The 20,456-nt window shown below is 41.0% G+C and carries 13 protein-coding genes, 20 tRNA genes and 3 rRNA genes; 33 read left to right on the top strand and 3 right to left on the bottom strand.

The window, feature by feature from the left end; translation table 11 throughout:
* Positions 1 to 79: 79 nt before the first annotated feature.
* The 3 genes from Q8X41_RS08200 to Q8X41_RS08190 form a co-directional block, all read right to left on the bottom strand.
* Complete coding sequence (locus Q8X41_RS08200) at positions 80 to 331, bottom strand: DUF378 domain-containing protein (RefSeq protein WP_397539738.1); 252 nt, start codon at positions 329 to 331, stop codon at positions 80 to 82.
* A 102-nt stretch (positions 332 to 433) separates the two neighbouring features.
* Positions 434 to 1,414: a cation diffusion facilitator family transporter gene (locus Q8X41_RS08195; protein WP_397539737.1), complete on the bottom strand. Its 981-nt coding sequence runs from the start codon at positions 1,412 to 1,414 to the stop codon at positions 434 to 436.
* Between the two features lie 12 nt (positions 1,415 to 1,426).
* Entirely contained in the window at positions 1,427 to 2,152 is a 726-nt protein-coding gene (locus Q8X41_RS08190) for an MgtC/SapB family protein (protein WP_397540226.1), read from the bottom strand.
* A gap of 126 nt (positions 2,153 to 2,278) precedes the next feature.
* On the opposite strand from Q8X41_RS08190, the gene Q8X41_RS08185 reads away from it, so the two are divergent.
* The 33 genes from Q8X41_RS08185 to Q8X41_RS08025 all read left to right on the top strand — a co-directional run bounded on the left by Q8X41_RS08185 (position 2,279) and on the right by Q8X41_RS08025 (position 20,386).
* The gene (locus Q8X41_RS08185; protein ID WP_397539736.1) at positions 2,279 to 3,178 is read left to right on the top strand and encodes a DMT family transporter; all 900 of its coding nucleotides are present in this window, start codon (positions 2,279 to 2,281) and stop codon (positions 3,176 to 3,178) included.
* Positions 3,179 to 3,475: 297 nt separating this feature from the next.
* Positions 3,476 to 5,023, top strand: a 16S ribosomal RNA gene (locus tag Q8X41_RS08180).
* A 181-nt stretch (positions 5,024 to 5,204) separates the two neighbouring features.
* Positions 5,205 to 8,133, top strand: a 23S ribosomal RNA gene (locus tag Q8X41_RS08175).
* 126 nt (positions 8,134 to 8,259) lie between these two features.
* Positions 8,260 to 8,376: ribosomal RNA gene (gene rrf, locus Q8X41_RS08170) — 5S ribosomal RNA — on the top strand.
* The 16S, 23S and 5S rRNA genes sit together here with 20 tRNA genes alongside, the layout of an rRNA operon.
* A gap of 9 nt (positions 8,377 to 8,385) precedes the next feature.
* A tRNA-Val gene (locus Q8X41_RS08165) sits at positions 8,386 to 8,461 on the top strand.
* 14 nt (positions 8,462 to 8,475) lie between these two features.
* Positions 8,476 to 8,551: transfer RNA gene (locus Q8X41_RS08160), tRNA-Thr, on the top strand.
* Between the two features lie 15 nt (positions 8,552 to 8,566).
* Positions 8,567 to 8,642: transfer RNA gene (locus Q8X41_RS08155), tRNA-Lys, on the top strand.
* Positions 8,643 to 8,657: 15 nt separating this feature from the next.
* A tRNA-Leu gene (locus Q8X41_RS08150) sits at positions 8,658 to 8,742 on the top strand.
* Between the two features lie 47 nt (positions 8,743 to 8,789).
* A tRNA-Gly gene (locus Q8X41_RS08145) sits at positions 8,790 to 8,864 on the top strand.
* Positions 8,865 to 8,869: 5 nt separating this feature from the next.
* Positions 8,870 to 8,958, top strand: a tRNA-Leu gene (locus Q8X41_RS08140).
* A 48-nt stretch (positions 8,959 to 9,006) separates the two neighbouring features.
* A tRNA-Arg gene (locus tag Q8X41_RS08135) sits at positions 9,007 to 9,083 on the top strand.
* Positions 9,084 to 9,086: 3 nt separating this feature from the next.
* A tRNA-Pro gene (locus tag Q8X41_RS08130) sits at positions 9,087 to 9,163 on the top strand.
* 17 nt (positions 9,164 to 9,180) lie between these two features.
* Positions 9,181 to 9,256: transfer RNA gene (locus tag Q8X41_RS08125), tRNA-Ala, on the top strand.
* 31 nt (positions 9,257 to 9,287) lie between these two features.
* Positions 9,288 to 9,361: transfer RNA gene (locus tag Q8X41_RS08120), tRNA-Met, on the top strand.
* Positions 9,362 to 9,368: 7 nt separating this feature from the next.
* Positions 9,369 to 9,445, top strand: a tRNA-Ile gene (locus tag Q8X41_RS08115).
* 19 nt (positions 9,446 to 9,464) lie between these two features.
* A tRNA-Ser gene (locus Q8X41_RS08110) sits at positions 9,465 to 9,557 on the top strand.
* A 34-nt stretch (positions 9,558 to 9,591) separates the two neighbouring features.
* Positions 9,592 to 9,668: transfer RNA gene (locus tag Q8X41_RS08105), tRNA-Met, on the top strand.
* A 4-nt stretch (positions 9,669 to 9,672) separates the two neighbouring features.
* Positions 9,673 to 9,749, top strand: a tRNA-Asp gene (locus Q8X41_RS08100).
* A gap of 34 nt (positions 9,750 to 9,783) precedes the next feature.
* Positions 9,784 to 9,859 (top strand) — tRNA-Phe (locus tag Q8X41_RS08095).
* A gap of 4 nt (positions 9,860 to 9,863) precedes the next feature.
* Positions 9,864 to 9,937: transfer RNA gene (locus tag Q8X41_RS08090), tRNA-Gly, on the top strand.
* 4 nt (positions 9,938 to 9,941) lie between these two features.
* Positions 9,942 to 10,018 (top strand) — tRNA-Ile (locus Q8X41_RS08085).
* Positions 10,019 to 10,027: 9 nt separating this feature from the next.
* A tRNA-Asn gene (locus Q8X41_RS08080) sits at positions 10,028 to 10,104 on the top strand.
* A 3-nt stretch (positions 10,105 to 10,107) separates the two neighbouring features.
* Positions 10,108 to 10,198 (top strand) — tRNA-Ser (locus Q8X41_RS08075).
* A 6-nt stretch (positions 10,199 to 10,204) separates the two neighbouring features.
* Positions 10,205 to 10,276 (top strand) — tRNA-Glu (locus Q8X41_RS08070).
* Positions 10,277 to 10,650: 374 nt separating this feature from the next.
* Positions 10,651 to 11,403, top strand: coding sequence for a MerR family transcriptional regulator (locus Q8X41_RS08065; RefSeq protein WP_397539735.1), 753 nt, complete (start codon positions 10,651 to 10,653; stop codon positions 11,401 to 11,403).
* A gap of 261 nt (positions 11,404 to 11,664) precedes the next feature.
* A complete protein-coding gene (locus tag Q8X41_RS08060) occupies positions 11,665 to 12,159 on the top strand; it encodes a TraR/DksA C4-type zinc finger protein (RefSeq protein ID WP_397539734.1) in 495 nt (164 codons plus the stop codon).
* Between the two features lie 149 nt (positions 12,160 to 12,308).
* Positions 12,309 to 13,244 carry a dipeptidase gene (locus tag Q8X41_RS08055; protein ID WP_397539733.1) on the top strand — a complete coding sequence of 312 codons (936 nt, stop codon included), beginning with the start codon at positions 12,309 to 12,311 and terminating at the stop codon, positions 13,242 to 13,244.
* Positions 13,245 to 13,406: 162 nt separating this feature from the next.
* Positions 13,407 to 14,789: an isochorismate synthase MenF gene (locus Q8X41_RS08050; protein ID WP_397539732.1), complete on the top strand. Its 1,383-nt coding sequence runs from the start codon at positions 13,407 to 13,409 to the stop codon at positions 14,787 to 14,789.
* Entirely contained in the window at positions 14,782 to 16,509 is a 1,728-nt protein-coding gene (gene menD / locus Q8X41_RS08045) for a 2-succinyl-5-enolpyruvyl-6-hydroxy-3-cyclohexene-1-carboxylic-acid synthase (RefSeq protein WP_397539731.1), read from the top strand. The genes Q8X41_RS08050 and menD overlap by 8 nt, the downstream gene beginning before the upstream one ends.
* Positions 16,497 to 17,321 (top strand): 2-succinyl-6-hydroxy-2,4-cyclohexadiene-1-carboxylate synthase, encoded by an 825-nt coding sequence (gene menH, locus Q8X41_RS08040; protein WP_397539730.1) that lies wholly within the window; start codon positions 16,497 to 16,499, stop codon positions 17,319 to 17,321. Before menD ends, menH begins: the two co-directional genes overlap by 13 nt.
* 12 nt (positions 17,322 to 17,333) lie before the next feature.
* On the top strand, positions 17,334 to 18,152 hold the full coding sequence (menB, locus tag Q8X41_RS08035) for a 1,4-dihydroxy-2-naphthoyl-CoA synthase (RefSeq protein WP_397539729.1): 819 nt from the start codon (positions 17,334 to 17,336) through the stop codon (positions 18,150 to 18,152).
* Between the two features lie 225 nt (positions 18,153 to 18,377).
* Complete coding sequence (locus Q8X41_RS08030; protein WP_397539728.1) at positions 18,378 to 19,469, top strand: PfkB family carbohydrate kinase; 1,092 nt, start codon at positions 18,378 to 18,380, stop codon at positions 19,467 to 19,469.
* A 2-nt stretch (positions 19,470 to 19,471) separates the two neighbouring features.
* Positions 19,472 to 20,386: a pseudouridine-5'-phosphate glycosidase gene (locus tag Q8X41_RS08025; RefSeq protein WP_397539727.1), complete on the top strand. Its 915-nt coding sequence runs from the start codon at positions 19,472 to 19,474 to the stop codon at positions 20,384 to 20,386.
* The last annotated feature ends 70 nt before the right edge of the window (positions 20,387 to 20,456 follow it).

Raw genomic sequence — 20,456 nt, 5'->3', positions numbered from 1 at the left:
CAATTGAAATTTTGTTCTCCGGTTTTTTATTGTTGCACTTTCTCGTTAAACTTAAAAAGCTAGTTTTTGAAGAAGGATATTATACACTTTTCAAAGGACGAACATTATCCTTTTTCAATGTACGGTGCGGTACTCTATAAGGAGTAAATAATGTACTCAAACTAATAAGGCCTGCAATCCCAATGATTGTGTATAATGTGCGTGCTCCAAAACTTGCTTGTCCATCACGGAATAGTGTAGCAACAACGTCGAATTGAAATATACCTAATAGTCCCCAATTGAGTCCTCCGATAACAAGTACGCAGAGAGCAAATCTCTGTAATCCACTCATTGAATCACCTCCATAACTAGTTTGTGGTTTTATACTGAAAATCATTCAATTATAGAAAATAAAAGTGCGAAGAGTTTAAGCAACTCTTCGCACTTTACCTTATTATCCTAATTCATCAGGTCGATCACTAACATGATGCCATTCCGGAACTCCATTATCTTCATCAAATGATATATGAACTGTTGATACATTTTTTTGTGCAGATATTAACTCGACTAGATGATCGCGAATGTCATCTACATAGGCAAAACTTAATGTTGGATCAACCTCAGCGATTAGTTCAACATGAAGATATTCTCCTTCTTTTAGAACGACCAATTTTTTTATATCATGGATATTCGGATCATCCATAACTAAATGAGCAATGTGATTAAGCATTTCTTCATCTGTTTCACCTATTACACCACGTGCATTTTCTAAAAATACAACACCTACTACATAGAACATCATTACTCCGATAAGGATGGAAGCGATACCTTCAGCCTGTAAAAATCCTGTGAAATGAGAGATTAGAACCGCTAAAAAAGCTAGAACACCACCAGATGTTGCAACTAAGTCTTCCATAAATACTAATTTTGTAGCCGGTTTTGCACTACCTAAATGTGTAAATGCTATTGGTAGGGCTGTAATCGGATTCGCTTTCAACCCTGCATCATGGGAAATTTCTGTGGCTGCTTTTAATAATACAGAACCTTCCATAATAATTCCGATTGCTAATACTGATAAACTGATCCACATTTTAGAGGATTCCACTGGGTGTTGAATTTGATGCCATCCTTCTACGATTGTCTCGTAAGATAAAATTCCAACAATAAGGACAGCGCCTAAACATACTAAGTTAACGACACGTCCAAATCCTTTTGGAAACTGGAGAGTTGGTGCTTTTTTTGATAGAGCAGAACCAACATAGACAAAGAACTGATTTGCTGCATCGCCCAAAGAGTGCATCATTTCTGCGAACATTGCGACATTCCCTGTAAAAAAGAATGCAACAGCTTTAATGATCCCTAAAAATAAGTTAACAAAAGCTGCGAGCAGGGAAGGTTTATTTCCGTGCTTTAAAAGTTTCCATAAATCTTTCATCATTTAACCCCTTTAAGACAATATTTCGATTTCCACTTCTTCTGTATAAGGAAGTTTTTTTATCTCATTATATAAAGAAATTGTATCTAGTTGTTTCGATACTGCTGAAAAACGAAGATTTACTTGATGTTGTATTTCATTGTTTGACAATCGAACGTCCTTTATACGAATGTGATCCACTTCCATATGGTGACTATTAAGATATTTTAATATATTTTTTATATCGTTTGCATCTTTTAAGTAGAGCATTAGTGAAACATCTTTTGTCCGAAGACGTTTCGGTCCCATTTTAAAAAAGAGAGGGGCAATTATTTCTACACCAATAAGTACTAGGATAACAGTGGTAATTGCTTGAAGATAAAAGCCAGCACCGACTGCAATCCCAATTCCTGCTGCTCCCCAAATCATTGCAGCAGTCGTTAGCCCGCTAATACTATCATTACCTTTCCTAAGAATGACACCAGCTCCCAAAAAACCGATGCCGCTGACGATTTGAGCTGCTAAACGCAGAGGATCCATGGATATGGTAATGCCAGGTACAGGTTTTGCGTGAAATACGGACTCGATTGAAATAATTGTCAATAGACAACTAAAGGTAGCAATAACGAGACTTGTCTTTAAACCGACGGGCTTTCTTTTTAGTTCCCGTTCTATCCCAATACCTAAACTTAAAAGTGCGGCAATAATAAGCTTAAAAATGGTTTCATATGTAAGTGAATTTTCAACTATAGTATTGATAATAATCTCCTCCCTCCGAAATTCAGCTTGCGCCGAAAAAATTAAAGTGTCAAAATGAAAGACAACATGATCCTATTGTACAATTATCATGGAAAAATGTGCTACACGTATTTTGGAGGTGAAAGGGTGGATAGGCCAAAAATTCATCCGTTAATTGCAATATTAATTGGGGTCATTTCTGTTTCGACATCCGCTATTTTAGTGAAATTAGTAGAAGCAGATTCCGGCGTGATTGCATTTTATAGAATGTTGTTTTCAGTGTTATTGATGGCACCAACTTTTTTAATGTATTATCGAAAAGAACTTATTGATATTGAAAAGAAAGATTGGATTTTTTCTATTATTGCAGGGATTTTCTTAGCCTTTCATTTTATATTATGGTTTGAGTCCTTACGCTATACGTCCGTTGCTAGTTCAACAGTTCTTGTAACATTGCAACCGTTATTCGCTATTATTGGTACATTTGTTTTCTTTAAAGAACCGATTGCTTTTAAAACCGTCTTCTCAGGAATCATTGCAATTGCGGGTAGTGTACTAATTAGCTGGGGCGATTTTAAAGTTGGGGGATTAGCATTCTATGGAGATATGCTAGCTCTAATCGCATGTGCATTAGTAACAGGTTATATGTTATTTGGACAAGAAGTTAGAAAAAGGGTATCACTAACTACATATACAATCATTGTTTATACAGCGAGCACCATTACGCTGTTCTTTTACATCCTTTTCAAAGGAGAATCGTTTGGTCCATATCCGACGATGGATTGGATATGGTTTTTATTATTAGCGATTGTACCAAATCTTTTAGGACATAATTTATTTAATTGGGCGCTTAAATGGGTTTCAGCTAATGTAATTTCAATAGCCATTTTATTTGAACCTGTAGGGGCATCGATTCTTGCTTACTTTATTTTCAATGAACATTTAGTTACTACCCAAGTTATTGGGGGAGTTATAGTTATTGTTGGTATTACACTGTTTGTGATCGATGAATCAAAAATCAAAAAATTATTTCAGAAAAACTATTGATTTATTAAAATAGATGAGGTATAGTAATACATGTCGCTAAGACGTGATTGAAAAACTAATATCTCATCTTTTTTTCTTCAAAAAACTTTTTCAGAAAAGTTATTGACAAAGAAAAAATAAAATGATAAGATGTTTAAGTCGTCAAAACAACGACGAGATATGAACCTTGAAAACTGAACAAGCAAGACGTTAATCAATAAACCTTGTTTACTAACTTCTGTTAGAAACAAGGACAAACAATAGATATCATCTTATAGATGATACGCTAGCAAAGCTAATGAGCTTTCAAACTTTACTTTTATGGAGAGTTTGATCCTGGCTCAGGACGAACGCTGGCGGCGTGCCTAATACATGCAAGTCGAGCGAATGATGAGGAGCTTGCTCCTCTGATTTAGCGGCGGACGGGTGAGTAACACGTGGGCAACCTGCCCTGTAGACTGGGATAACTTCGGGAAACCGGAGCTAATACCGGATAATCCATTTTACCTCATGGTGAAATGTTGAAAGGCGCTTCGGCGTCACTACAGGATGGGCCCGCGGTGCATTAGCTAGTTGGTGGGGTAACGGCCTACCAAGGCAACGATGCATAGCCGACCTGAGAGGGTGATCGGCCACATTGGGACTGAGACACGGCCCAAACTCCTACGGGAGGCAGCAGTAGGGAATCTTCCACAATGGACGAAAGTCTGATGGAGCAACGCCGCGTGAGTGATGAAGGTTTTCGGATCGTAAAACTCTGTTGTAAGGGAAGAACAAGTACGTTAGGAAATGAACGTACCTTGACGGTACCTTATTAGAAAGCCACGGCTAACTACGTGCCAGCAGCCGCGGTAATACGTAGGTGGCAAGCGTTGTCCGGATTTATTGGGCGTAAAGCGCGCGCAGGTGGTTTCTTAAGTCTGATGTGAAAGCCCACGGCTCAACCGTGGAGGGTCATTGGAAACTGGGGAACTTGAGTGCAGAAGAGGATAGTGGAATTCCAAGTGTAGCGGTGAAATGCGTAGAGATTTGGAGGAACACCAGTGGCGAAGGCGACTGTCTGGTCTGTAACTGACACTGAGGCGCGAAAGCGTGGGGAGCAAACAGGATTAGATACCCTGGTAGTCCACGCCGTAAACGATGAGTGCTAAGTGTTAGGGGGTTTCCGCCCCTTAGTGCTGCAGCTAACGCATTAAGCACTCCGCCTGGGGAGTACGACCGCAAGGTTGAAACTCAAAGGAATTGACGGGGGCCCGCACAAGCGGTGGAGCATGTGGTTTAATTCGAAGCAACGCGAAGAACCTTACCAGGTCTTGACATCCCAGTGACCGCTCTAGAGATAGAGTTTTCCCTTCGGGGACATTGGTGACAGGTGGTGCATGGTTGTCGTCAGCTCGTGTCGTGAGATGTTGGGTTAAGTCCCGCAACGAGCGCAACCCTTAATCTTAGTTGCCATCATTCAGTTGGGCACTCTAAGGTGACTGCCGGTGACAAACCGGAGGAAGGTGGGGATGACGTCAAATCATCATGCCCCTTATGACCTGGGCTACACACGTGCTACAATGGACGGTACAAAGAGTCGCTAACTCGCGAGAGTACGCTAATCTCATAAAACCGTTCTCAGTTCGGATTGTAGGCTGCAACTCGCCTACATGAAGCCGGAATCGCTAGTAATCGCGGATCAGCATGCCGCGGTGAATACGTTCCCGGGCCTTGTACACACCGCCCGTCACACCACGAGAGTTTGTAACACCCGAAGTCGGTGAGGTAACCTTTTGGAGCCAGCCGCCGAAGGTGGGATAGATGATTGGGGTGAAGTCGTAACAAGGTAGCCGTATCGGAAGGTGCGGCTGGATCACCTCCTTTCTAAGGAATATTTCGGAAATAAGTTCTTGGAACTTATACGATTAACGCTTGCTGTTCAGTTTTGAAGGCTCATTGCTTTCAAAACTTGTTCTTTGAAAACTGGATAAAACGACATTGAAGAAATTCTTAAGTAACACATTTTTATATTAAGTTTTAAATTTTTTAGGCTTAATAACTTATAGGTTAAGTTATTAAGGGCGCATGGCGGATGCCTTGGCACTAGAAGCCGATGAAGGACGGCACTAACACCGATATGCTTCGGGGAGCTGTAAGTAAGCTTTGATCCGGAGATTTCCGAATGGGGGAACCCACTGTTCGTAATGGGACAGTATCTTGACGTGAATACATAGCGTCATGATGGCAGACTCAGGGAACTGAAACATCTAAGTACCTGAAGGAAGAGAAAGAAATTTCGATTCCCTTAGTAGCGGCGAGCGAAACGGGAAGAGCCCAAACCAAGAGGCTTGCCTCTTGGGGTTGTAGGACACTCAATACGGAGTTACAAAGGAATGAGTTAGACGAAGCGGTTTGGAAAGACCCACCAAAGAAGGTAACAGTCCTGTAGTCAAAAGTTCATTCTCTCCTGAGTGGATCCTGAGTACGGCGGAACACGTGAAATTCCGTCGGAATCCGGGAGGACCATCTCCCAAGGCTAAATACTCTCTAGTGACCGATAGTGAACCAGTACCGTGAGGGAAAGGTGAAAAGCACCCCGGGAGGGGAGTGAAAGAGATCCTGAAACCATGTGCCTACAAGTAGTTAGAGCCCGTTAATGGGTGATAGCGTGCCTTTTGTAGAATGAACCGGCGAGTTACGATTACATGCAAGGTTAAGTTGAAAAGACGGAGCCGTAGCGAAAGCGAGTCTGAATAGGGCGAATGAGTATGTGGTTGTAGACCCGAAACCAGGTGATCTACCCATGTCCAGGGTGAAGGTAAGGTAACACTTACTGGAGGCCCGAACCCACGCACGTTGAAAAGTGCGGGGATGAGGTGTGGGTAGCGGAGAAATTCCAATCGAACCTGGAGATAGCTGGTTCTCTCCGAAATAGCTTTAGGGCTAGCCTCGTGATAGAGAATCCTGGAGGTAGAGCACTGTTTGGACTAGGGGTCCATCCCGGATTACCGAATTCAGACAAACTCCGAATGCCAGTGATTTATGCACGGGAGTCAGACTGCGAGTGATAAGATCCGTAGTCAAAAGGGAAACAGCCCAGACCACCAGCTAAGGTCCCAAAGTAATTGTTAAGTGGAAAAGGATGTGGCGTTGCTTAGACAACCAGGATGTTGGCTCAGAAGCAGCCATCATTTAAAGAGTGCGTAATAGCTCACTGGTCGAGTGACGCTGCGCCGAAAATGTATCGGGGCTAAACAATTCACCGAAGCTGTGGATAGACATCTACGATGTCTGTGGTAGGAGAGCGTTCTAAGTGCTGAGAAGTCAGACCGGAAGGACTGGTGGAGCGCTTAGAAGTGAGAATGCCGGTATGAGTAGCGAAAGATGGGTGAGAATCCCATCCACCGAATGACTAAGGTTTCCTGAGGAAGGCTCGTCCTCTCAGGGTTAGTCGGGACCTAAGCCGAGGCCGATAGGCGTAGGCGATGGATAACAGGTTGATATTCCTGTACCACCTCCCTACCATTTGAGTAATGGGGGGACACAGTAGGATAGGGTAAGCGCACTGTTGGTTATGTGCGTCTAAATAGTAAGGCGTGAGAGTAGGCAAATCCGCTCTCTATAACGTTGAGCTATGATGGCGAGCTCGTATGAGCGAAGTTCCTGATTTCACACTGTCAAGAAAAGCCTCTAGCGAGGTAGGAGGTGCCCGTACCGCAAACCGACACAGGTAGTCGAGGAGAGAATCCTAAGGTGAGCGAGAGAACTCTCGTTAAGGAACTCGGCAAAATGACCCCGTAACTTCGGGAGAAGGGGTGCTCTAGTAGGGTGCAAGCCCGAGAGAGCCGCAGTGAATAGGCCCAGGCGACTGTTTAGCAAAAACACAGGTCTCTGCAAAACCGTAAGGTGACGTATAGGGGCTGACGCCTGCCCGGTGCTGGAAGGTTAAGGGGATTGCTTAGCGTAAGCGAAGGTGAGAACCGAAGCCCCAGTAAACGGCGGCCGTAACTATAACGGTCCTAAGGTAGCGAAATTCCTTGTCGGGTAAGTTCCGACCCGCACGAAAGGCGTAACGATCTGGGCACTGTCTCAACGAGAGACTCGGTGAAATTATAGTACCTGTGAAGATGCAGGTTACCCGCGACAGGACGGAAAGACCCCGTGGAGCTTTACTGTAGCCTGATATTGAATTTTGGTACAGCTTGTACAGGATAGGTAGGAGCCAGAGAGACCGGAGCGCCAGCTTCGGTGGAGGCGTCCTTGGGATACTACCCCAGCTGTATTGAAATTCTAACCCGTACCCCTTAGCGGGGTAGGAGACAGTGTCAGGCGGACAGTTTGACTGGGGCGGTCGCCTCCTAAAGAGTAACGGAGGCGCCCAAAGGTTCCCTCAGAATGGTTGGAAATCATTCGTAGAGTGTAAAGGCACAAGGGAGCTTGACTGCGAGACCTACAAGTCGAGCAGGGTCGAAAGACGGGCTTAGTGATCCGGTGGTTCCGCATGGAAGGGCCATCGCTCAACGGATAAAAGCTACCCCGGGGATAACAGGCTTATCTCCCCCAAGAGTCCACATCGACGGGGAGGTTTGGCACCTCGATGTCGGCTCATCGCATCCTGGGGCTGTAGTCGGTCCCAAGGGTTGGGCTGTTCGCCCATTAAAGCGGTACGCGAGCTGGGTTCAGAACGTCGTGAGACAGTTCGGTCCCTATCCGTCGTGGGCGTAGGAAATTTGAGAGGAGCTGTCCTTAGTACGAGAGGACCGGGATGGACACACCGCTGGTGTACCAGTTGTTCTGCCAAGAGCATCGCTGGGTAGCTATGTGTGGACGGGATAAGTGCTGAAAGCATCTAAGCATGAAGCCCCCCTCAAGATGAGATTTCCCATTACGCAAGTAAGTAAGATCCCTTGAAGACGACAAGGTAGATAGGTTCGAGGTGGAAGTGTGGTGACACATGGAGCTGACGAATACTAATAGATCGAGGACTTAACCAAAAGTTGATTTAAGAACTTCAATGAATGTTTATCCAGTTTTGAAAGAATAAGAAAAACTTTTTAGAAAAAGTTCTTGACTTTTAACAAAAAAGTGATATAATTATTCTTGTCCTTAAGAAAAAATAGTCTAGTAATGATGGCAAAGAGGTCACACCTGTTCCCATGCCGAACACAGAAGTTAAGCTCTTTAGCGCCAATGGTAGTTGGGGGCTGTCCCCCTGCGAGAGTAGGACGTTGCTAGGCTATACATATGGAGGATTAGCTCAGCTGGGAGAGCATCTGCCTTACAAGCAGAGGGTCGGCGGTTCGATCCCGTCATCCTCCACCATATATATTAATCTTGCCGGTGTAGCTCAGTTGGTAGAGCAACTGACTTGTAATCAGTAGGTCGAGGGTTCGACTCCTTTCGCCGGCACCATATTTCTTTTAAAATGAGTCATTAGCTCAGTTGGTAGAGCATCTGACTTTTAATCAGAGGGTCGCTGGTTCGAATCCTGCATGACTCACCATTTTAATTAAATATTGCGGGTGTGGCGGAATTGGCAGACGCACTAGACTTAGGATCTAGCGCCGCAAGGCGTGGGGGTTCGACTCCCTTCACCCGCACCATTTATTATAAAACTTAATAATTGCCAGATTAAATAACACATGCATATGCGGAAGTAGTTCAGTGGTAGAACATCACCTTGCCAAGGTGGGGGTCGCGGGTTCGAACCCCGTCTTCCGCTCCAAATATGCCGGGGTGGCGGAACTGGCAGACGCACAGGACTTAAAATCCTGCGGTAGGTGACTACCGTGCCGGTTCGATTCCGGCCCTCGGCACCATTTTTTGATTTTAATATAGAATATAATTAGATGATTTATATATAATATGCGCCCATAGCTCAACTGGATAGAGCGTCTGACTACGGATCAGAAGGTTGTGGATTCGACTTCTGCTGGGCGCACCATATCGGGAAGTAGCTCAGCTTGGTAGAGCACTTGGTTTGGGACCAAGGGGTCGCAGGTTCGAATCCTGTCTTCCCGACCATTTTAAATAACATTATTGGGGCCTTAGCTCAGCTGGGAGAGCGCCTGCCTTGCACGCAGGAGGTCAGCGGTTCGATCCCGCTAGGCTCCACCAATTTTAAATTAAAACCAACTATTAGTATCATGGCGGCCTAGCTCAGCTGGCTAGAGCGTACGGTTCATACCCGTAAGGTCGGGGGTTCGATCCCCTCGGCCGCCATACTAAAGGACCTTTAGCTCAGTTGGTTAGAGCAGACGGCTCATAACCGTCCGGTCGCAGGTTCGAGTCCTGCAAGGTCCACCATACTTATTTATATGATGTCGGAGGAATACCCAAGTCTGGCTGAAGGGATCGGTCTTGAAAACCGACAGGCGGGTCAAACCGCGCGGGGGTTCGAATCCCTCTTCCTCCTCCATTTTTAAATAATGAAATCAAGTTAATATTACTATCGCGGGGTGGAGCAGTTCGGTAGCTCGTCGGGCTCATAACCCGAAGGTCGCAGGTTCAAATCCTGTCCCCGCAACCAAAATGGTCCGGTAGTTCAGCTGGTTAGAATGCCTGCCTGTCACGCAGGAGGTCGCGGGTTCGAGTCCCGTCCGGACCGCCATTTTTTAAAGAAGAATAAAAATTATCATTATCATGGGTCGGTAGCTCAGTTGGTAGAGCATTAGATTGAAGCTCTAAGTGTCGGCGGTTCGATTCCGTCCCGACCCACCATAATGCGGGTGTAGTTTAGTGGTAAAACCACAGCCTTCCAAGCTGTTGTCGGGAGTTCGATTCTCCTCACCCGCTCCAAAATGGGCCTATAGCTCAGCTGGTTAGAGCGCACGCCTGATAAGCGTGAGGTCGATGGTTCGAGTCCATTTAGGCCCACCATTTCATTATTCCGAAGTAGCTCAGTTGGTAGTAGCATCTGACTGTTAATCAGAGGGTCGCAGGTTCGAGTCCTGCCTTCGGAGCCATATGGGGAAGTACTCAAGAGGCTGAAGAGGCGCCCCTGCTAAGGGTGTAGGTCGGGTAACCGGCGCGAGGGTTCAAATCCCTCCTTCTCCGCCATATATTGGCCCCTTGGTCAAGCGGTTAAGACACCGCCCTTTCACGGCGGTAACACGAGTTCGAATCTCGTAGGGGTCATATTAAAAATCCTTTAGAACATTAGTTCTAAAGGATTTTTTTATTGCCGATTTTGCATTAAATACTGGTTCTATACTATTTGTTGGGGGTGGAATGCTCGCACTACTGTCGAAAATACGGCAGCAGAGACCCCACAGCGAGCGTTAGCAAATGAGGAAGCTCGGCAGTTAGCAAAGGGTGGGGCAATCTTTTTGCGACAAATAACCACAGGAGCAAACACTGGAACGGGTTCGTTAGATATATATTTCAAAGTCCTAACCCAGCATTTTACATAGAATCGTAATTGAGCATTAAGTTAATTTAAAAACATTAATAAAAAATGTTGACCTTTACGTTAGGTCAATCTATATAGTGAAGTTATGGAGGTGATTGAAATGGAATATACAATTCAACAACTTGCCAAACTTTCCGGTGTTACTACGAGAACACTGCGGTATTATGATCAAATTGGTTTGCTAAAGCCGCTAAAACTAAATAAGGCAGGATATCGGATCTATGGGGATTTGGAAGTTAAACAATTACAGCAAATTTTGTTTTATCGTGAGTTAGGATTAAAGCTTGAAGAAATCAAAGAAATTTTAGCTAATTTAAACTTTGATGTTAAAAAAGCTTTACTAGATCATCAAAAGAAATTGTTTGAAGAGAAATCAAGAATAGAAAGAATGCTGCTCAATATTGAAAGAACAATTAAATCAGTGGAAGGGGAATATGAAATGACAGACGCTGAACGCTTTGATGGCTTGAAGGATGAGATGATTAAGGAAAATGAAAAGCAATATGGGAACGAAATTCGTACAAAGTATGGTGATGATGTAGTAGACGCTTCAAATGCGAACTTACGTGGGATGACCGAAAAACAATTCAAAGAAAATCAATTGCTGGAAAGAACAATGATTGATTTATTAAAAATTGCAATGCAACAAGGAGATATACACGGTAAAGAGGCACAGGAGGCTGTAGAATACCATACAAAATGGTTAAATGCATATTGGCCGTCTTATTCTAAAGAAGCTCACAGAGGGCTTGCTGATATGTATGTATCAGATGTCCGATTTACTGCATATTATGATCAACACCAACAAGGCATGACTCAATTTTTGAGAGATGCAATATATGCTAATGTTTAAAGTTTAGTAAGGAACTCTCATAAGGGGGTTCCTTTTGATTTAGTGCAAAGTAAAGTCTTTGTTAACAGGATAAAATAAAGTGATATTGGATATATTCGTTTCAATTTGAAAACAATTGACTCATCCATGTAGTGTACATAACCTATTTTTTCTTTCAAAAATATAAATACATTAAAACAGATTTTTTTTATAAATGTATTGAATTATGTGCGTTGAAATGAGGATTTTGGGGAATAAATAGGACAGAATGGAGGTTGTACAATGACAGATCAACAATTACAGATACAAAAAAAAGCATTACAAGATGAGCTTAAAAGGATAAAAGAAAGACCAGAAAACGATGAAACATTTATATCGACTGAGCTTTCTAATTATGATAATCATCCAGCAGATCAAGCTACAGACATGATGGATTCGGCAACGGAACTTGCTATGGATAAATTTCACGAATTTCAAATAGAGAAAATTGAGAAAGCTTTAAGAGCAATAGATGAAGGAACATATGGGGATTGTACTGTTTGTGGTGAAGAAATCCCTTTTGAGCGTTTAGAAGCTATACCAAGTACTCTAACTTGTGTGGAGCATTCAGAAAAAACAGCTGGTACACAGGAGCGACCAGTAGAGGAAGGAATTCTAAATGCAACAACATCCGATCCAAGTAATTTTAAGGACTATCGAATTGATGGAGAAGATAGCTTTCTTGTAGTAGAGGATTATGGTTCCTCTGATACCCCATCTGATATGGGACATAATTAGAAATACACGATAAGTTCCTTCTGATAAAACTTTTAGTGCATCGAGAAAAAAAGTAGAGCCAACTAAAAATGTTGGCTTTTTCTTATGCAAACATATGAACCTTATTCCTCCAATTCTTGTATAATAGAGTAAAAAAAGTAGGTAAGCGTATGAAGATTATTGACTTACATTGTGACGTGTTATACCAATTATCAAAGAGTAGCGAACCTCTTCAATTTTCTCTAGCCCCTCAACTTCAAGCGAGTAAGGATAAACTTCAATCAGGGCATGTAATTGTGCAAAACTTTGCTATTTTTATCAGTGAGCATGTTCCTCCAGCTGAAAAATTCACAGAGGCTATGCGTCAGATTGAGCTTTTTCACACAAATGTATTACAACCAAATCCTGAAATTATTCATATTACAGATTGGAAACAGCTTGAGTCACTTAGAGAAGGTCAAATAGGTGCATTTTTAAGTTTGGAAGGTTGCGATGCAATTGGTGAGGATCTTTTCAAATTGCAAGCGCTAATCAATGCAGGTGTGAAATTAGTTGGTCTTACTTGGAACTATGAAAATAGTGTAGCGTATGGAGCAGAGGAAGCTCCTGATAAAGGATTAAAGCCTTTTGGAAAAGAAGTTGTTAAGTTATTGAACGAAAAAGATATTATTATTGATGTATCTCATTTAAATGAACAAGGATTTTGGGATGTGATACCTTTAGCAAAGCATATTCTTGCTAGTCACTCAAATGCTAGAGCATTATGTGACCATACACGCAATTTAACTGATGATCAGGTGAGGGCATTAGTGAAGAATGGTGGGCATATTCATGTTGTCTATTATCCACCTTTTATAAAAAAGGATACAGAGAATGTAACATTAATGGACCTAGCAGGACATGTAAAACATCTGGCAGACTTAGTAGGTGTCGAGCATTTAGGGCTAGGCTCTGATTTTGATGGTATATACAAAACGGTTGTCGGACTACAGAACGCAGCACAATCACAGAATTTAATCGCTACATTATTAGAACAATTTTCAACAGAAGAAGTAGAAAAGATAGCAAATAGAAATTTCTTGGACTATGTGAAAAATATAGAATAATGTCAAAGCATGTAGAATGATTTTTCTCTACATGCTTTTTTGTCATCAGTAATATAAAGCAAATAAGTGCTCAATTCGATAGAAAGATGTATGATAGTATAGGATATTGAGTAGGTACGAGTAGATTAACAATATTTATATCTACTGACGGAGGGAATTTTCATGAATCGTAAGTTGTCGACAACAACCGGCGACCAAATTGAGACAGAAGAGTCGACACTGCAATTTTTTTCAGAAACAATTGAAGTGAATCGATTATCGGCATTAGCCTTTTTTGAAGCAGGGGAAGAATCCTTTGCTGGTCAACGATATTATTGGCAAAATCGTGAGAAAACATTTACACTCGTTGGCCTGGGTCATGCGTATACGATTACAAGTCAGTCAGAGGAACAACGCTTTGACGAGGTAGAACAACAATGGAAAAAGCTAACGCGGAATGTTGTAACAAATGACCAAGCGATACAACCAATTCTGTTTGGTGGTTTTACTTTCGATCCTGAAAATGGAGTATCAGGTGAATGGGAGGGCATGCCACAAGCCTTTTTTGCAGTTGCTACTTATCAACTAGTAATGCGTAATGACCATGTTTATATTAGTACGAATTATTTTGCAGAGCAGGAAAATCCGCATGCATTTGAACAACTTTGTAAAAAACGTGATGAGCTTATGCATACTGCTCAAGTAAAAGCTTTGAAAACCTATGCAAAACCGCAAGTAAAAAGCAGTTTTGAACCATATAAGGAAGAATATTTGGAATCTATTAAACAAGTGACATCTTTGATTCGTCAAAAAGAAGCAGATAAAGTCGTAATTGCTCGTTCACTTGCTTTGCAATTTGAAGAATCCGTTTCTTCACCAAATGTATTATCTCAAATTATTTTAGAGCAACCGGAGAGTTATTTATTTGGCTTAGAACTTCAAGACAAACTATTTTTCGGTGCGTCACCAGAACGTCTAGTAAAAGTTGAAAAGTCTTATGCTTATTCTTCATGTGTTGCGGGATCTGTGAAACGTGGGAAAAATGCAGAAGAAGATGAAAAATTGGGACAGGGTTTATTAAATGACGCTAAAAATCGTTCTGAACATCAATATGTTGTAGATATGATTGGTAATACATTTAAAGAAAATTGTTCAAACTACGATATTCCATCACAGCCAAAGCTTCTAAAAATAAGAGATATTCAACATTTATATACACCAGTAGAAGGTCACCTGAAAAACAATGCGACGATTTTACAATTAGTGAAAACATTACATCCAACACCAGCTTTAGGAGGAGTACCTCGCAAAAGAGCAATGGAAGTGATTCGGAAGTATGAACCGATGAACCGCGGTTATTATGCAGCACCAATCGGTTGGCTAGATGCGAAAGGTAATGGGGAATTTGCTGTCGCAATTCGGTCTGCATTGTTATATCAAGACGAAGCCTTCTTGTATGCTGGTGGAGGAATCGTTGCAGATTCAGACCCACAAAGTGAGTACGAAGAAACACTTGTGAAATTCCGTCCGATGATTCGCGCTTTAGGAGGACAATTACATGACTAATAAGGAAATTCTAACGAGCTATGTATACAAACTTGTTGCATCTTTATATCAAGCAGGGGTAAAAGATGTTGTTGTTAGCCCAGGTTCACGCTCAACGCCATTAGCATATGCCTTTGCACATGCAAAAGAATTCCAAATGTACAGACAAGTAGATGAACGTTCAGCAGCCTTTTTAGCTTTAGGTTTAGCCAAAGCAAGTGCTCGCCCAGTTGTACTTGTGTGTACATCAGGTACAGCGGCTGCTAATTACTTCCCAGCGATTGTGGAAGCAAAATTATCACGTATCCCTTTAATCGTGTTAACGGCTGATCGCCCGCATGAACTTCGTGAAGTAGGAGCGCCTCAAGCAATTACACAACCAAATTTATATGGTGATCAAGTAAAATGGACAGTTGATTTTCCAATACCCGATGAATTTCCAAATACTTTACCATTTGTTGAAAGACATATAGCTCGTGCTGTAGCTATTGCTGTAACTGCACCAGCAGGACCTGTGCATGTCAATGTTCCATTCCGTGAGCCTTTATTGATTGATCTTCAAAATCAGTTACCTGAAGGATCATTTGCTGAAAGTATAGCGCAAGAAATACGACCAAGTGAGCATGCTATGAATGTTCTGGAAACGATAATTGAAAATGCAAAAAAAGGTATTGTAATTGTCGGAGAAATAGCACAAAATGCAGATTTAGAAATAGTTTGGAACTTTATACGTCATCTTAAATGGCCAGTATTAGTGGAAAGTTTATCCCATCTCCGCACTAACATACCAAATGATTGTGTAGATTATATTATTGATCAATATGATGCATTATTGAAAAATGAAACATTTAAAACTGTAGCAGAATGCGATACAGTTATTCGCTTTGGTTCACAACCTGTTTCCAAACCACTAATGCAATTTTTGACAAAAATACAACCACCAACTTATTTAGTTGTTGATGAAGATCCTATGTTCCGTGATTCATTAGCCATCACAACACATCATATCCAAGCAACAATTAGTAGATGGTTAGATGATGTAACGATTACTACAGCTACAACTGATCAAACATATGTCCGAGCTTGGGTAGAAGCAAATCAAATTGCAACCCGTCATGTTGAGGCATATTTACAGGAAGCTACAGATGAAGGGGCACTTGCTGCAACTTTATTTGAACATTTACCAGAACATAGTGATTTGTTCGCAAGTAGTAGTATGCCTATACGTGATGTTGATACATTTTTCAATAAAACGATAAAAGATGTGCGCATATATGCAAATCGTGGTGCCAATGGAATAGATGGAGTTGTATCAACTGCAATTGGTACGCAATTAGCAACAAAACGTAATTCGTATTTATTGATTGGAGATTTGGCATTCTTACATGATTCAAACGGATTGATTGCTACACGTTATCAACGTTGTGATATAACAATTGTAGTGATGAATAATGATGGAGGCGGTATTTTCTCTTATCTTTCTCAATCAACTGTTGAAGAACATTATGAAGAATTATTTGGGACACCATCAGGATTACAATTCGCTAATTTAGCAAAAATGTATGATGCCCAATATAATGAAGTATTTACAAAAGAGGAACTTATTCAAGTGTTGGATGCACCTAAAGAAAAACCTCTCCGCATAATTGAAGTGATGACAAATCGTTCTGAAAATGTTCAATCTCATCGCAAATTATGGGACTCTATTGGCAAGGAGCTAGATGAAAAATGGCAAGCGTAATGACATCAATAAGAGGCATAAATGTCCATTACCAAATTATCAATCCTCAATCTGAAAAAACGCTTGTTTTTCTTCATGGATTTACAGGTAGCACGAAAACTTGGGATCCGGTAATTCAGTCATTTCAAGGAGCTTATCGTATCATCACTGTGGATCTAATCGGACATGGTATAACAGATGCACCATACAGTGCCCAACGTTATTCGATGGAAGAACAAGTTGAATTATTACGTGAATTCTTCGAAGCAAGACGGATTCCTTCTTTTACGCTAATCGGTTATTCGATGGGAGGACGCGTAGCAATTGCTTTTGCGATGAAATATGCGAATATGGTGGAGCAGCTAATATTAGAAAGTTCATCACCAGGTCTTCTAACAACAGAAGAAAGAGCCGACAGAAGAAAAAGTGATTATCTATTAGCAGATCATATTGAAAAAGATGGAATTGAAGCTTTCATAAATCATTGGGAGAACATCCCATTATTTGACTCTCAAAAAGGATTACCAGATACAACTAAACAAGCCATTCGAAAAGAACGGTTAGATCAACGTGAAATTGGATTAGCTAATAGTTTGCGTGGTATGGGGACAGGTCAGCAGCCTTCTTATTGGGAAGAGTTGCAAAGTTTTACAAAACCAGTACTTATAATCACTGGTCAATTAGATGAAAAGTTTGAACAAAAGGCTTATGCCATGAAAAAAAGGTTCCAATGTTGCGAAAATGTCATTGTTCCAAACGTTGGTCATGCAATACATGTGGAAAATCCACAAACTTTTGCTACAATAATAGAGGAACATCTAGAATTTATTTAGGAGGACTTTTTAATGACTCGTGATTGGGTAACTGAACATGTCTATGAAGATATCAAATATGAATCTTATAATGGCATTGCTAAAATTACAATTAACCGTCCAGAAGTAAGAAATGCATTCCGCCCAAAAACAACTGCAGAAATGATTGATGCATTCACTCGTGCTCGCGATGATGCTAAAATTGGTGCAATCATTTTAACAGGTGAAGGCGAAAAAGCATTCTGCTCAGGCGGAGACCAAAAAGTACGTGGTAACGGTGGTTACGTAGGTGAAGATAATATTCCTCGCTTAAATGTACTTGATCTACAAACGTTAATCCGCAAAATTCCAAAACCAGTAGTAGCAATGGTTGCAGGTTATGCAATCGGTGGTGGACATGTACTACATATAGTATGTGACTTAACAATCGCTGCTGATAATGCTCGCTTTGGACAAACTGGACCAAATGTTGGTTCATTTGATGCTGGTTACGGTGCTGGCTATTTAGCACGTATCGTAGGTCACAAAAAAGCTCGTGAAATCTGGTATCTATGCCGTCAATATAACGCACAAGAAGCACTAGACATGGGTCTTGTAAACACTGTTGTGCCTTATGAACAACTTGAAGATGAAACAGTTCAATGGTGTGAAGAAATGCTAGAAAAATCACCAACAGCATTGCGCTTCTTAAAAGCATCATTCAACGCAGATACAGACGGCCTTGCTGGTCTACAACAACTTGGTGGCGACGCAACTTTACTTTATTACACAACTGATGAAGCAAAAGAAGGACGCGACGCATTCAAAGAAAAACGTAAGCCAGACTTCGGCCAGTTCCCACGTTTCCCATAAACTCTAACGGAAGCGGTTTGTTCAAGCTCTAAAATATTAATAAACTTAAATCTACTCGCTTTAAACAGGGAGTAGATTTTTTTTATTACAAAAATAGATTTCTTTGTGGAATTCAATGTAAAAATCAAAATAATAGATCGTTATAAAATAATAGCCAAAAAATTTTTTTGACACCAACTAAACAAATGTTTATAATTTAAACAAAAGTAATAAAGAGGTGAAGGTATGACGGATCGAGAACAGGCATTAATACGTTTAATTCGCAGTAATCCATTTATGTCTCAGCAAGAAATGGCTGAGAAACTGGATATGTCACGTCCAGCCTTAGCAAATCTTATTTCTGGATTAGTGAAACAAAGGAAAATAATTGGACGAGCATACATATTACCGGAAGAGAATAGTATTGTTTGTATAGGCGGTGCGAATATTGATAGAAAATTTCATATACGTGGACCTGTTCAATTTGGTACATCGAACCCTGTTTCTTCTATGCAAAGTATAGGCGGTGTTGCTCGTAACATAGCGGAAAACCTAGGGAGATTGAATAATAGAGTTAGTTTAATAACTACTGCAGGAAAAGATACTGACTGGCAAGCAATTGCGACTGCATCAGAAGCATTTATAAATTTAAAAGAGGTTGAGCTACTTCAAGATTTTTCAACAGGATCCTACTCAGCCGTTATGGATGAATCGGGAGAATTGATACTAGCCACAGCAAATATGGATGTATATGAAGAGCTTAAACCTATTATCTTGATGAAGCATGATGTGTTATTATCTACAGCTCCTTGCATTATTGTCGATTTAAACTGTCCAAAAGAAACAGTAGAGTATGTCCAACAATTTGCGATTGCTAGAAATGTCCCATTAGTAATTGTCCCGGTATCATCTCCAAAGATGGATCGCTTACCTGATAATTTACATGGGGTTACTTGGTTCATATGTAATACAGATGAAGCAGAAACATTGCTTCATAAGCAAATTCAAACTGCAGCTGACTATTTAAAAGCTTTACCTGAAATTATGCAGTTAGGTGCAGAAAATGTCATCATAACTGCTGGCGCTAATGGTGTTTACGTAGCAAGCAAAAATTTAAAACCAACACATTTTAATGCAAAAGCAGTAGAAGAAATAAAAGATGTGACTGGTTCAGGTGATGCATTTGTTTCTGCGGTTATTCACGGCTGGATAGCTAATATGCCGATTGATCAGGCTGTGGAAGCTGGTTTAATGAATGCAAAACGCACATTGGAATCACCATTTACTGTAAGACCAGAGCTAACAGAGGACTTATTAAAAAAAGAGTTGGAGGATTAATCATGCAACAATATATCGAATTATCAGCAGAAGTTCAAAAAGGGAAAGAACAAGGACTACCAATCGTAGCACTTGAATCAACAATCATCTCACACGGTATGCCTTATCCACAAAATGTACAAACAGCTCGTGAAGTAGAACAAATTCTGCGAGATAATGGCTGTGTTCCTGCGACAATTGCTTTGATTGACGGAAAGATTAAAATTGGCTTATCTGATGAAGAATTAGAAATGTTCGGTAATGCAAAAAATGTAGCAAAAGCTTCACGTCGTGATATCGGATACTTACTTGCAACAAAGCAAACAGGTGCTACAACTGTAGCAGCTACGATGATTTCCGCTGAACTTGCTGGTATCGAGTTATTCGTAACTGGTGGAATTGGTGGTGTTCACCGTGGTGCAGAAACAACGATGGACATTTCCGCTGACTTAGAAGAACTTGCAACAACAAAAGTTGGTGTGGTATGCGCAGGAGCAAAATCAATTTTAGATATCGGTTTAACTTTAGAATATCTTGAAACAAAAGGTGTACCGGTAATTGGTTATGGAACAAGCGAACTACCAGCATTCTATACTCGTAAAAGTGGATTCGATGTCAATTTCCGATTAGATACGCCACAAGAAGTAGCAGAAATGCTTCGTACAAAATGGAATTTAAATTTACAAGGTGGAGCTGTTATTGCCAACCCAATTCCTGAAAAAGAAGCGTTAGATCATGATTTTATCACTAATATAATCGAAAAAGCTTTAGCAGAAGCTGAAGAAAAGCATATTCATGGTAAAGAAGTGACACCATTCTTACTTGGTAAAGTAAAAGAGCTAACAGAAGGTAGTAGCCTTGAAGCAAATATTGCCCTTGTGAAAAATAACGCACTAGTTGGCGCTCAAATTGCAAAAGCTTTAAATACCAATAAATAATCCTAGTTCACATTCACTCGTATCACAATTGTGGTATGGGTTTTTTCAATTTTTTTTATGAAAATGATAA

It is taken from the genome of Rummeliibacillus pycnus (genome assembly GCF_044359855.1).
Lineage (GTDB): Bacteria > Bacillota > Bacilli > Bacillales_A > Planococcaceae > Rummeliibacillus > Rummeliibacillus pycnus_A.
This window is presented reverse-complemented; position numbering and strand designations above follow the sequence as displayed.

Bases quoted from the DNA above. Each gene is read 5' to 3' on its own strand.
- Q8X41_RS08030 (WP_397539728.1), top strand. From the start codon at position 18,378: ATGACGGATCGAGAACAGGCATTAATACGTTTAATTCGCAGTAATCCA.
- menD (WP_397539731.1), top strand. From the start codon at position 14,782: ATGACTAATAAGGAAATTCTAACGAGCTATGTATACAAACTTGTTGCA.
- Q8X41_RS08060 (WP_397539734.1), top strand. From the start codon at position 11,665: ATGACAGATCAACAATTACAGATACAAAAAAAAGCATTACAAGATGAG.
- Q8X41_RS08195 (WP_397539737.1), bottom strand. From the start codon at position 1,414: ATGAAAGATTTATGGAAACTTTTAAAGCACGGAAATAAACCTTCCCTG.
- Q8X41_RS08055 (WP_397539733.1), top strand. From the start codon at position 12,309: ATGAAGATTATTGACTTACATTGTGACGTGTTATACCAATTATCAAAG.
- menB (WP_397539729.1), top strand. From the start codon at position 17,334: ATGACTCGTGATTGGGTAACTGAACATGTCTATGAAGATATCAAATAT.
- Q8X41_RS08050 (WP_397539732.1), top strand. From the start codon at position 13,407: ATGAATCGTAAGTTGTCGACAACAACCGGCGACCAAATTGAGACAGAA.
- menH (WP_397539730.1), top strand. From the start codon at position 16,497: ATGGCAAGCGTAATGACATCAATAAGAGGCATAAATGTCCATTACCAA.
- Q8X41_RS08065 (WP_397539735.1), top strand. From the start codon at position 10,651: ATGGAATATACAATTCAACAACTTGCCAAACTTTCCGGTGTTACTACG.
- Q8X41_RS08200 (WP_397539738.1), bottom strand. From the start codon at position 331: ATGAGTGGATTACAGAGATTTGCTCTCTGCGTACTTGTTATCGGAGGA.
- Q8X41_RS08025 (WP_397539727.1), top strand. From the start codon at position 19,472: ATGCAACAATATATCGAATTATCAGCAGAAGTTCAAAAAGGGAAAGAA.